This window comes from Paenibacillus pinihumi DSM 23905 = JCM 16419, from assembly GCF_000422505.1.
In the GTDB taxonomy this organism is placed as follows: Bacteria; Bacillota; Bacilli; order Paenibacillales; family Paenibacillaceae; genus Paenibacillus_D; species Paenibacillus_D pinihumi.
Map to the genome: position 1 here is coordinate 280,429 of NZ_KE383866.1, position 12,101 is coordinate 292,529.

General features: G+C 49.6%; 8 protein-coding genes. 2 read left to right on the plus strand and 6 right to left on the minus strand.

Annotation, left to right across the window (positions count from 1 at the left end; genetic code table 11):
• Nucleotides 1–1,393 precede the first annotated feature (1,393 nt).
• The 6 genes from H583_RS0124990 to H583_RS0125020 all read right to left on the minus strand — a co-directional run bounded on the left by H583_RS0124990 (nucleotide 1,394) and on the right by H583_RS0125020 (nucleotide 10,384).
• Nucleotides 1,394–1,828: an N-acetyltransferase gene (locus H583_RS0124990; RefSeq protein ID WP_028562873.1), complete on the minus strand. Its 435-nt coding sequence runs from the start codon at nucleotides 1,826–1,828 to the stop codon at nucleotides 1,394–1,396.
• Nucleotides 1,829–2,318: 490 nt separating this feature from the next.
• Entirely contained in the window at nucleotides 2,319–2,942 is a 624-nt protein-coding gene (locus H583_RS0125000) for a TVP38/TMEM64 family protein (protein WP_028562875.1), read from the minus strand.
• A gap of 115 nt (nucleotides 2,943–3,057) precedes the next feature.
• Complete coding sequence (locus H583_RS0125005; protein ID WP_028562876.1) at nucleotides 3,058–3,984, minus strand: hypothetical protein; 927 nt, start codon at nucleotides 3,982–3,984, stop codon at nucleotides 3,058–3,060.
• Nucleotides 3,985–4,196: 212 nt separating this feature from the next.
• Entirely contained in the window at nucleotides 4,197–6,623 is a 2,427-nt protein-coding gene (locus H583_RS0125010) for a bifunctional diguanylate cyclase/phosphodiesterase (protein ID WP_028562877.1), read from the minus strand.
• A gap of 106 nt (nucleotides 6,624–6,729) precedes the next feature.
• Complete coding sequence (locus tag H583_RS0125015) at nucleotides 6,730–7,968, minus strand: DUF445 domain-containing protein (RefSeq protein ID WP_028562878.1); 1,239 nt, start codon at nucleotides 7,966–7,968, stop codon at nucleotides 6,730–6,732.
• 199 nt (nucleotides 7,969–8,167) lie between these two features.
• Complete coding sequence (locus tag H583_RS0125020) at nucleotides 8,168–10,384, minus strand: MMPL family transporter (protein ID WP_028562879.1); 2,217 nt, start codon at nucleotides 10,382–10,384, stop codon at nucleotides 8,168–8,170.
• A 139-nt stretch (nucleotides 10,385–10,523) separates the two neighbouring features.
• On the opposite strand from H583_RS0125020, the gene H583_RS0125025 reads away from it, so the two are divergent.
• Nucleotides 10,524–11,144: a TetR/AcrR family transcriptional regulator gene (locus H583_RS0125025; protein WP_028562880.1), complete on the plus strand. Its 621-nt coding sequence runs from the start codon at nucleotides 10,524–10,526 to the stop codon at nucleotides 11,142–11,144.
• Nucleotides 11,145–11,339: 195 nt separating this feature from the next.
• Nucleotides 11,340–12,095: an HAD-IIB family hydrolase gene (locus H583_RS0125030; protein WP_028562881.1), complete on the plus strand. Its 756-nt coding sequence runs from the start codon at nucleotides 11,340–11,342 to the stop codon at nucleotides 12,093–12,095.
• The last annotated feature ends 6 nt before the right edge of the window (nucleotides 12,096–12,101 follow it).

Below are 12,101 nucleotides of genomic sequence, written 5' to 3' on the forward strand. Positions count from 1 at the left end.
TGACAAAGGAACAAAGCAGGAGGTAGTTAGACTTGGACTGGAGGAATAATGGAATTACCCCATGAATAAGAAGTTCAGAATCATGAGTGAAACACAAATTATTGATTAGGTGAGGAAATTTTAGCGTGAAGAAACCTTTGTGGATTGTTGTCAACAGTAAATCAGATAGCTTTTTTAAGGGCTTTTTTGACGTTAATGAACAGGATACAGATAACCCAACATTCCATGAAGTCAATGTTTGTTGAGCAATTTGCCATAATCGTATAGCTCCAATTCCAGATGATGAAAGTTTGGAAGCTTATCTGGTGAATGAACTCGCTTTTCATTACTTTGTAAGTTGCTTCGACCACGGCATTGTCATAGGGACACCTTTTTATACTTAGAGATCGGCCGATTTCAAAGGTCTTCAGAAACTTATCCCCCTATGGATTCTAGAACTCCCTGCCGCGGTTTGAAGAAACCACTGAGTACCACTGAGTTTGACACAAATCGCCTATACCGTAGCAATGGCGTGTGAAATCAGAACAGCATTTTATTGGACCTGCACAGTGACCAATAATCTCTCGACTGAACAGGGCGATGAGCACGCAAATGTAATGCCACTTATTTTGGATTACTGATGACGAGGTGTTTAGCTTCGGTTTGCTCAAACTCACGATCCAGCACATTCGTTGTTGGTGCTTCGTTACAATTCGGTTTATGGTTCTACACTGGAATACAGTATACGCGAAAACCATGTCCTGCTTTTTCATGATCCAGCCAATACGACGTTTGAAAACGATGAGGCCTTGTTCCTGGAGATTGACTTTGACTTTCGCGTGCCCTAGGCTTTTCGATTCTTGTGGAAATTCTCCATAATCGCTTTCGTGAGTTTCTCTTCTTTTGGTTATTCTTTCACTTCATATAGATTGTACTTCTTGCAATTTGAGGACATCACACAAAAATAAATTCGAGATTTATCATGATTGTTCCGGATGATAGTTACTTTTATCTCATTATCAGCGTCGCTTATTATAAAATATCGTTCTCCACCCGCATACGCTAACCTCTTTCATTATGGCATTCAGTTCAGTTTCTTAGTATGAACGATTGACCTTTTCCTTAAAAAAGTCAGTGGTCTTAAGTTGCTTAATCCAACGGTCGAAAGCGGAGGCTATGAGGTCATATTCCTCCACAATGACTGTTCAGGATTTTTCGTTTTCATAAAGTTGAACTATTTGTTTTTGAATTCTGTTGTGAAGGTACGTCGTTGATGTTTTGGCAATGTAGGGGCCGCACCTTAACATATAAGTTTATTCTACAAGTCCTTATTTTTCTGTCCAACTTAGTGTAACCGATTCGGCTTATAAGGGAAAGTAATCGCCGCTTAATTCGCTACTATTTAGCTCCCCCTCTACCGTCTGGCTTCCCATGACATTGCAAATTCCTTTGCAGATGTCTGTTCATCTGCCAGCTCGGCTGTGACGATAAAACCGTTCTTCTCATAGAATCGGACAGCGCTCCCGTTATCCTGATACACCTTCAGATTGATTTTCTCCTGACGCTCCTTCACATAATCCAGAAGAAGCTTTCCATAACCCCTTCCCTGCTGGTCAGGAGCCACGAACAAAGCGGCCAGGTAATCATCCACCATGGATACAAATCCCTGTACGGAGCCCTCCGCCTCAAGCACATAAGATTGTGACATTGGAATATATTCCTCTTTCATAGCCTGCAGATTGGACTCCCAATAAGAACCTTCAATGAAATCATGGGCTTGCTTAGAACCCTCCAGCCAAATCTGGAGCATTCTGTCGAGATCTTGTCCGGTATACAATCTGATTTGCATATTTCTCCATCCTCCTTTAGTATATCGATATCCTGAACATTTTGTTCCAAATTAACATCATTTTACTATATAACTTAAAAATAAGCATGTAAGATAGTGCTGAGGGCGCTTAAATTCAGTTATAAGAAATGGGGAAAACTCAATGCCTCAATCACTGATTTACATGGTTTATTCAATCCTTGTTCTGTATGTAATCTTTCGTTTAATGAAACCAGCTCCTTCTAATAATACTATACATATCCTTGCGCCGCTGTTCGCATCATTTATTTTAGTAATGGGACTTTTGAGAGACACTACCGGCATCGCACTCATGCTTTTGAATCTAATTCTTTTTATCATTTTTTCGGTATTGAAAAGCAGCAGAAAGAGCAATGAATTTAAATAACCCTCATCTATTATTTCTATAGCAGCCGCCCAGGCTTTGGAATATTGAAACTCTGGAACCCTCTCATGCTTTAATTGCAATCTTTTTGCACTGATATTGCACCGGCTATAACTTCCCTGCCCGCCTATAATACCGGAATCCGCCGGCAAGGACGAGCAGCAGCACCGCATAAATCATAAAAATGAGCAGGGCATTGCCCGGATTGTCCAGCAACTGGTCGCCTGCAAATACAAACACAGCAATCATCGGAATTTTCCCGATTGCCGTTGCAAGTGTGTACGGCAGCAATGAAATAAGGGATGCTGAGCAGTACAGATTGACCGCCTGGGCCGGAATCACCGGAATCAATCTGACCAGAAGCAAGCTGATAAACGGATGCCGCTCAAACAGATCTGTAAAGTAGCCGATATAACGGTATCGTGATAAATACGGCCTGACTGCATGTCCGAATAGCATTCGAAAAAAGACAAACATGAGCACGGATCCGGCCACAGAGGCCGAGAAACTGAGCAGCAATCCTGCACCAAAACCGAACTTGACGCCTAGCAGCGAGGCAACCGCACCGAACGGGATGAACGGTACAAGTGTCAGCAGCACAGCAATGAACCAAAGCAGCGGCCACCACGATTGTGAATCACTGCTTCCAGCCCAGCTGATCAGTTCGTCCTTATATACAATTACGGCGATGACCAGCAGCACATAGACAACCGCCATACCGAGCTTCTTCACACTGTATCCCCTTTCACTTGCTGGTTGCAATGGAAAGGCTTCCCCTCACAGGAGAAGCCCGTATATGAATCTATTATATGCATCCTCTGCCGCGTCATGCAAATGGGGATGTTGTTCAGGGGATGTTCATAACGAACGGTACGGTGAGCAATTCGCCCTTATGCCTGAATTGGCCCCACAGTTTATATAAGCCGCTCTTCGGAAATACCGTTTTGAATTCGGCGACCGGTCCGGCGCTGTGTTCTTCCAGCGGATGCACATGGAGATACTTCTCTCCATCCTCGCTTAAAATGACAACATGCCCTGCTGCACCCAGATAGGGCTGCATATCCGTAATCGGCCTGCCTGAAGCCGTATCCGTAAAGTGAAAGCTTAAAAGGGCTTCTTTGCCCGCTTCAAGCTCCCCTGTCGCAAGCGCCACTGTTCTTCCGTCTATCTCCTTGTCTCTCTTCCTGCTCATCTCTGGAGTCAGCTTAATTGGATGCGCACCGTATCCGGCAACCGTAATCCATTCACTTTTTACAGCTTGCCCGCCAGCCGTCACAAAATCCGCAATCAGTTTATACGATCCGCCTGCAGGGAGCTCCAGCTCTTGTTCAAAGACACCCTCTCCTTTGTCAACCGGATGAACATGGCTGAAATAGGACAAATCCTTGCTCACTACGATCAGATGCATTTTCTTCTCATGATTCAATTCCAGCCCCTCAAGCGGTTGGCCGTCCGGACCGAAAAGCTTGACCGTCAGCATAGAAGCAGTGCGGGACTGATCCCGATCTTTGACCCTGGCATCCTCAAATGTAAAATCAGCTCTGATTTCACTGCTTTGGTGATGCTCTGCTTGATGGCTGCTGTGGCCGTTTCCGTTATCCAAATGATGTGAATGATCCGTAACCTCTGCTTGTCCGCCATGCTTGCCATCTTCATTAGACGTGTGCAAAGTATGGACAGCCGCCACATCTTTCTCTTTAGAATCCGTTTTGCCGCAGGCTCCCGCAAGCAGGGCAACTGTGAGCAACACGACAACAAAGTTTCTTCGTTTCATCATATCCTCCCTGGTGTATGAAGTGTTGACCGGCTATTCATATCCTTGTCGAATTCGCTCTTTATCAGCATAGCCGGATCTTGCTTGCGTTAACCTTAGGGATGGATTGATCCAATCGAATTCTCCACGTATAGTGTCCCAAGCATTGAAAAAAGCCCGGAGCAGCAAACCGGACTATCACTTCCGATTCACCCCTGCGGGCCTGGTAACGTTTACGCCTCTTGGAAAACGTGCCTTAGCGGCGCAAAAAACACTTTTTCCACTTCATTAGCCGGGAGCGGCTTGCTGAAATAATAGCCTTGAATCTCATGGCAATCATTCGCCGTCAAAATATCAAGCTGATCCTTCGTCTCGATTCCTTCCGCGATGACATCCATCTTCAAATTTTGCGCCATTGCAATGATCGTAGCCACAAGCGCCTTGTCGTTATCATTATTCGTAATATCCGTAATAAAAGAGCGGTCAATCTTCAGCTTATGAATCGGGAACAGCTTCAAGTAGCTGAGGGAGCTGTAACCTGTCCCGAAGTCATCCAGGCTGATTCGAATGCCGAGCTCATTCAGCTCATTGAGGACCCCTGTCGACAAATCCGCATCCATCATCATGCTTTCCGTGATCTCCAGCTCCAGATATCGCGGCTCAAGTCCTGTCTCCCTCAGAATCTGCTGAATATTCTCTACCAGATTAGCCTGATGGAACTGTTGGGAGGAAAGATTGACCGACACCGGAATGAGCGGGCCGCCCTCCTTGTGCCATTCAACCATCTGGGTGCACGCCGTACGAAGCACCCAATTGCCGATATCATAGATAATGCCCGTTTCCTCCGCAATGTGAATCAACAGGCTTGGCGAGACGATGCCTTTCTCCGGATGATTCCAGCGAATTAGCGCCTCCACGCCGATGATGCTGCTATCCTCTGTACGGAATTGCGGCTGATAGTAGAGGCTCAGTTCATTTCTTTCAATTGCCTTTCTCAAATCCCCTTCCAGCTCAAGCTTTTCAGCCATCTCCTCATTGAGCTGCCGGGAGAAAAACTGATAGCCGTTCTTCCCTTGCTTCTTCACCTCGTACATCGCGGCATCCGCATGCTTCAGCAGTTTGACGCCATCATCCCCATGTTCCGGATAAACCGCAATTCCGATGCTTGCCGTCACATAGAAATCATTATCCTTGAGCCGGTACGGTACAGATATGGCTCTGATAATAGCCTCCGCCAATCCGGCAGCCTCCTGCTCGTCCGTGCAGCCCGGACAGAGAAGCGTGAATTCATCGCCACCGAGCCTGGAGAGAGTTACCGCCTTGCCGGCAATGCTCGCACTCATTCTGCTGCTCATCTCCTGAAGGAAAATGTCCCCGTAGGTATGGCCGAGCGAGTCATTAATCAGCTTAAAGCGGTCAAGGTCCAGCACCATGATTGCAAAACCTTGGCCGTCCTCCTTGCTCTGCTCAATCATATGCCCGAGCATCTGATTGAACTTGCGCCGGTTAGGCAGCCCTGTCAATTCATCATGATAGGCCAGATGTTCAATTCTCTCCTGGGAGCGCTTCTCCTCAGTTACATCTTTCATAATGATGTAGTGGCCTGCGGGCTTCATGTCGATCACGATCGGGACATGAATAACTTTTAGCTCCAGCACCTCTCCGTCCGACCGCTGGAATGTGGCGCTATGCCGCAAGGTCGGCTGCTCTTCTTCCTGTCCTTCGACAACAGCCGGAAACTCCAGGCAGGATACGGACCGGAACTGATAGTCCGCGAACTTCAACCCGGTAATTTGTGTTACCGCCGGATTGAAATTAATAATATTCCCGTCCAGATCTACCGCGATAATGCCGTCCGTATTGTTTTCATAGAGCGAACGGTACCAGACTTCATTTTCTTGAATCGCCCAGTCCTTCTGCGACATCCTGCGGTTAATGAAGGTGCCGAACAAGGTCAGTCCGAGCATGACGAGCGTGCCTGCAGCAATCAGATAGGCGAGCACGCCCTGCTCAATCCGCATTTCACTCCTCATGCTTGACAGTTCATTTTCATAGAAGCCAGCCGCCTCCATGCCGATATAGTGCATGCCGGCAATCGCTGCTCCCATTAACAGCCCGCTGCCCAGCTTATACCAGACAGCATATGAGGATTCATTTTGTCCTACCTTGAAGATCAAATACAGTGCTGCTATAGAAGCAGTAAGCGCCACAAGAATAGACGCACCCACCAGCATCCAGTTGTATGTAATGCCAATCATCATGGCCGCCATGCCGGTATAGTGCATGCCTGATATCGCCGCCGCCATCAAAACGCCGCCTGTCAGCAGTTGTCTGGGTCCCAGATTGCCGCGGCCGACGATATGCAATGCGATGTAGGAACCAACCGCTGCCAGCAGTACCGAGATCAGTACGAGCGATGTGTCATAGGACACCTGAATCGGCAGAGAGAAGGCCAGCATGCCGACAAAATGCATTGACCAGATGCCCAGCCCCATCGATATCGCACCACAGATGAGCCACAATTGTCTGGCCCTTCCTTCTGCCATTCGGACCCGGCCCGCCAAATCCAGCGCGGAGTACGAAGCCGCAACCGCAATGATGTAAGATATAAAAATTAACAGCGTATTATAGGTACCATGCAAATGCTCTGTATGATCCATGACTTTCGCCCTTTCAATACCAAGTTGGTTCCCGTGCCAAGCTCCATTATACCTTTTCAATCTGAACCATTTTTGAACCTGGCTGCTATTAAAAGGGTATTCCTGCCTACAGTTGAATCAGGGAAAGCACAATGCCAACGACAAAGCCACAGATGGCGCCGTTGACTCTGATCCACTGCAAATCCTGGCCTACTTTGTCCTCCAGCATGCTGACAAGAGCTGCATTATCCATTTGATCCACATTTTCTTTCACCAGCTTGCCGATCCGGTGGTGATTCTTCTCTACCACCTCAATAAGGCTCTCAAGCAGACGGGATTCCAGCCGGTCTATCATTTCCGGTGACTTGCCCAGGGTCCGAATGAGTGAGCGGTATAAATGAAAGATCATTCTTCCGCCGCGGTCACGGTCTTCCTCAAGCTTTTGCACGAGCTGTGCGCGAAGCCCCTCCAGTTGTCCGAGCAAAAATTGCGTAACCGCCTCGTCCTCAATCCGTTCAGCAAGCTGATGTTGAAGCCCCTTCAGGCGTTCCTCATCAGCAGAAAATTCGAACAACCGGATCCGGATTTCATACAATATTTTCTCACGGACAGCATTTTCCTCCTTCATGACATCATCGATGCCGGACAGGAGCATATTTTGCAGCATGCCGCCCATCTTCTCTTCGTTCATCATGCCTCCGAAAGCTTGCACTGCAAATCCCATCAGTCCGCCCATCTTGACTTCAGACAATTTCTCGGCGGCCAGCTTGCCCAGCATATTTCTGGTGTCCCGCTGGTTGACCCAGCTCCGCGCCTCCTGAAGCACATAATCCAGCACCTTCTGGTCATGGCGGCCCATCACCATTGCGCCAATCATCTGTTCAATTGCATCCTGGGCATTCATGCGGCGGACATAGGCGGCGACGCCGGATTGCAGCATCGGCACTGCCTTGTCCAGCGGCAGCTCCGCGGCAGCTTTAATGAGGCCGTTGGCGACCGCTGCCCGCGTGGCTTTCTTCGCCATCATTTGCGTTACATAAGCGGCGAGCAGGCGAAGCAAATTCATTTTCCGCAGCTTTGCCTCAATACTTTGCTTGTTCAACAGCTCGTTCTCCATCGCTGAAATCAGCGAATTTACAATTTTCTCCTTGTTCCTGAGAATCAGGGAAGTATGGGGAATCGGAATGCCAAACGGATGCCGGAACAGCGCGGTCACTGCGAACCAGTCGGCAATTGCGCCTACCAGTCCCGCTTCGAATCCGCCCTTGAGCAGAAAAACCACAGTACTGCCCGGCAGAGCCAATGTAATGGCAAAGCCTGCGGCCATCGCAACCAGCGACATTCCCGCCAAATATTTGGATTTCATAGTTTCGCCTCCACGTAACAATAGCCTGACGTGTGAACTGACGGTGTGTCTTGCAGACACATAAAGCGGACAGTTCGACAAATTTCTGTCTGATTTCCCCATTATATACGATTACGAAGTGTAAAAAAAGCAGATTCCCCAAGGGAAATCTGCTTTGCTGCAGGCAGCGGACGATTTCTCCCGCCTCTGCCTGTAACTGTCAGGATTGTGCGGAGCGATCCTGGACAAGATCTGCACTGCCCGGCCAGAATGCCGCTTTCCCCAGCAAGGCCGTGATCGCCGGAACAAGAAACGGACGCACAACAAAGGTATCCAGCAGCACGCCGATTGCAGTAATTAACCCAAATTGCACCAAAACCTGAATCGGGAGTGTCGCCAATACAGCAAAAGTCGCCGCAAGAATCAGTCCGGCTGAGGTTATGACGCCCCCTGTCTCCGCTACACCTTCGCGTATGGCCTGGCCAAGCGGCATTGTTTTGCGTTTGTTCCAGATGCTTGAAATCATGAAAATATTATAATCCTCCCCAAGCGCTACGAGGAAGGCAAAGGCATACAGCGGAATCGCTCCCTGAATGGCGTCTGCACCCATCACATAATGAAGAATAATCCATCCGAGTCCAAGCGCTGAACCATAGGACAGCACTACCGTTCCAATCAGATAAAGCATCGCTGTAACCGAACGGAGATACGCCAGCAGCAGAAGCATAATGAGCACAATAACGAGCGGCATCACGACGCTCATATCCCGTATGGTCAACTGCTCGGTATCATATTGGGCCGCAGTCTGCCCGCCAATCCATACCTTTTGTGCGGCATCCGGAATGCCGACGGTTGCCAGCCCTTCCTCCATAATGCCTCTCAGCTGCGGAATATAGTTCATTGCCTCCTGGGAGTACGGATTAATATTCAGGCTTAGCTTATAGGCCTGCAAATCCGGGTCCGAGCCGCTGGCCACTGGCTCCGGCACATGATCAATCAAGGTCTGGCCGGCAAGCAGCTTGCCGGCATCAACCAGCTTGCCTTCTGTCTGTACAACAACAGTCACAGGCGCAAGATCACCCGGCGCATAGGCTTCACTGATAAGTGTAAAGCCTTCCCGCGATGGCATTTCCTTCGGAAAAGAGGACAGCAGATCATACGTAAATTTGATTTGCGGCGTAAAGCCCGCAAGCCCGCCAAGCAGCACGATACAGACGATAACAACCGTCCATGGACGGGATACAACGATACGGCCGGTAGCTGTCCCCAGCCCTCTTTGCGGCTTGCGAGGCTTATAAGCTTTTCCTTTCTTCAAAGCGTGCTCCTGCTCCATCGCCTCCGTACGCGGAATGAATGGAAAGAACGATGCACGGCCAATAATGGCAAGCAGCGCAGGTACCAGTGTCAGACTGGCAATTCCCATAATAAAAATGGACAGGCTGAACGGTACGGCAAAGCGATGGTAGGCACCGTACTTCGCAGCCAACAGGGCAAACAGGGACAATACAACGGTAAATCCGCTCATCGCAATCGCACCGGATGCGTCCTTGAATGCTCTGCGGAGCGCAACCCGTTTATCAGGCTCCCGCCGCAGCTCCTGCCGGAAATGGGAGATAAAGAACAGACAGTAATCCGTCCCAGCCCCGAACAGCAGCACCGTCATAATCGAAATGGCTTGCCCGTCAACAGTAATCCAGCCTTCGCCAGCCATCCACCCGAGCAACGGGCTGGTAACCAGGTAGGCAAAACCTACCCCGACCAGCGGAATAACAGCAAGAATCGGCGACCGGTAAATAAGCAGGAGGAGAATCAGCACCAGCAGCACCGTGGCAATCAGGAGCGAGACATCCGCTCCGCGAAACAGCCCTGTCGCATCAATTGAGATGCCGGCCGGACCACTGATTCTTGCACTGAGTGCCGTTCCATCCTTGATATCCGCTGCGAACGGATCGTTGCCAGCCTCGGCTTTGGTCCGCTCCTGGAAATCCGTGAGACTCTCCTTTAAAATTTCGGTTGCGGTATTTTCCTGGAACAAGACCGGCTGTACAAAGGTCGAACCGTCCTCAGATGCCATCTTCTGCAGTGCAGGCTGTGGCATCTGATGCAGCGGGACAGCAGTACCCTGTGCCTCCAGCGGCTTATCAGCAATTGAGGCGGACAGCTTCCGGATCAAGGCGAAATCCTCAGTGGTCAAGCCGCCTTCCCGGTGCCATACGACAAGAGCCGGCACCCCTGACGAACCTGGAAATTGTTCCTTGATCAGTCGGTCCGCTACAACCGAAGGGCTATCCGCCTCCAGATTGGGAGCATTGTTCCGCTCCATTTCTTTGACAGGCGGCAGCAGCACCGTCAATATTACAGCCAGCACAATCCAAATGATCAGCGTCACCCAGCGTGATTTCGGTCCAATCACAAGACCGCTCCATTTCTCGGGCATAATCACAGTCCTCCATTTCACTTCCATAACGTTTTGGTTTACAATAAACCTGTTAATAAATTTAATTATATATACCCAAAGGTTAATTAATCAACCATGAAATTTGTTGCAATTTTATTTCAATGGAAAGGTGAAGCCGATGAAAGAACATCAACCCAAGAGAAAGCCTGGACGGCCCAAAAGCTCCGGGAATGTCCAGACGATGCAGCAAATCCTGCACACGGCTTCGCGCCTGTTTATGGAACAGGGCTTCGAGAAAGTATCTTTGGAGACCGTTGCGCAGGCGTGCGGAGTAACCAAAGCGAGTGTCTACTATTATTTTAATAATAAATCAGAGCTGTTCACAGAGGCGCTGCTGTTCGTGTTGCATATTGCCTGTGCGCAGACCGGGAAGCTGATCCGATCGGATCTGCCGCTGCGCGAACGGCTGATTGCCGTTGCTGAAGGGCATATGCGCAATGCGCATGTGGACTTTGAGACGATGATGCGCGAGGCCTCTGCCGGTCTTAGCGTGGAGCAGATCCGCAAAATCCGGGACGGAGAGGCAGCTATTCACAGCCTGCTTGGGGAGGCGTTCCAGGAAGCAATCCGTAACGGACAAATTGCCGCCTGTGATCCTGTACTGCTGGCACATGTCTTCACTTCAGCGCTTACAGTCCGCAACCGCCAGCCGGTGATGGAGCAGCGCACAACCACCCGCGAGGCCGCGGCGGAGGTTGTCGATCTCCTCTGGCACGGCCTGCTTCCCCGCTCTGAATAGTCCTAACAAGCAGATCCCGGCCTTGCAATGGCAAAGACGCCAGTGGCAAAACCGGGATTACCAGTTATCTCACCTCTTTCATTACCTCTATTTTTTGATAAAATATCAATATGCGGGTTTGATCGACCACCAGGCCAAATCATGCCACGCATGACCAGAGGATGATTGATACAGACCACCACAAGGAGATTTGACATGCAATTTGTTTTTGATTTGGACGGAACCATCTGTTTCAAAGGCCAGCCGGTATCCGAGACAATCCTTTCCTGCCTGGAAGATTTGCGCAGCAGCGGACACGAGGTTATTTTCGCTTCCGCCCGTCCGGTCAGAGATATCCTTCCGGTATTGCACGAGAGGTTCCATCACTATCCGATGGTTGGCGGCAATGGCTCTCTGGCTGCCATGGCCGGGCAGATTGTTCATGCTGCAAGCTTCCCTGACCCCGTTAAACGGGAATTGCTCGGAATCATTGGACAGTACCGGGCCGAATATCTTATTGACAGCGAATGGGATTATGCTTACACCGGGCCAAGCGATCATCCCATTCTCGGACAGGTTGACGGCGGCAGGATGGCACAGCAGCTGCCTGTTGAGGATTTGTCCTCCATCATCAAGATATTGATTCTTAATGCAGACGACATGGATAGCCTTGCGGATGCGATAAGCTTGTACCCTGTAGTGCTTCACCGGCACCATAATGAACAGGTTCTGGATATCAGCCCTGAAGGCATTCATAAGTGGAGCACCCTGCAAAAGCTCGGCCTGAAGGAAGGCGAATTCATCGCTGCCGGCAATGATGCCAACGACATCACCATGTTCCAGGCGTCTGCACACTCGATTATGATTGGAGAACATCCGCTGCTTGCACCCTATGCCAGCGAAACCATACCGGCAGGAGAATTCTGTGAGCACCAGTTGGCTGCCCGGCTGCGGGAACTGGGCGGTATATAGACGAGA

Bases quoted from the DNA above. Each gene is read 5' to 3' on its own strand.
- H583_RS0125030 (WP_028562881.1), top strand. From the start codon at position 11,340: ATGCAATTTGTTTTTGATTTGGACGGAACCATCTGTTTCAAAGGCCAG.
- H583_RS0125015 (WP_028562878.1), bottom strand. From the start codon at position 7,968: ATGAAATCCAAATATTTGGCGGGAATGTCGCTGGTTGCGATGGCCGCA.
- H583_RS0124990 (WP_028562873.1), bottom strand. From the start codon at position 1,828: ATGCAAATCAGATTGTATACCGGACAAGATCTCGACAGAATGCTCCAG.
- H583_RS0125010 (WP_028562877.1), bottom strand. From the start codon at position 6,623: ATGGATCATACAGAGCATTTGCATGGTACCTATAATACGCTGTTAATT.
- H583_RS0125005 (WP_028562876.1), bottom strand. From the start codon at position 3,984: ATGAAACGAAGAAACTTTGTTGTCGTGTTGCTCACAGTTGCCCTGCTT.
- H583_RS0125020 (WP_028562879.1), bottom strand. From the start codon at position 10,384: ATGCCCGAGAAATGGAGCGGTCTTGTGATTGGACCGAAATCACGCTGG.
- H583_RS0125025 (WP_028562880.1), top strand. From the start codon at position 10,524: ATGAAAGAACATCAACCCAAGAGAAAGCCTGGACGGCCCAAAAGCTCC.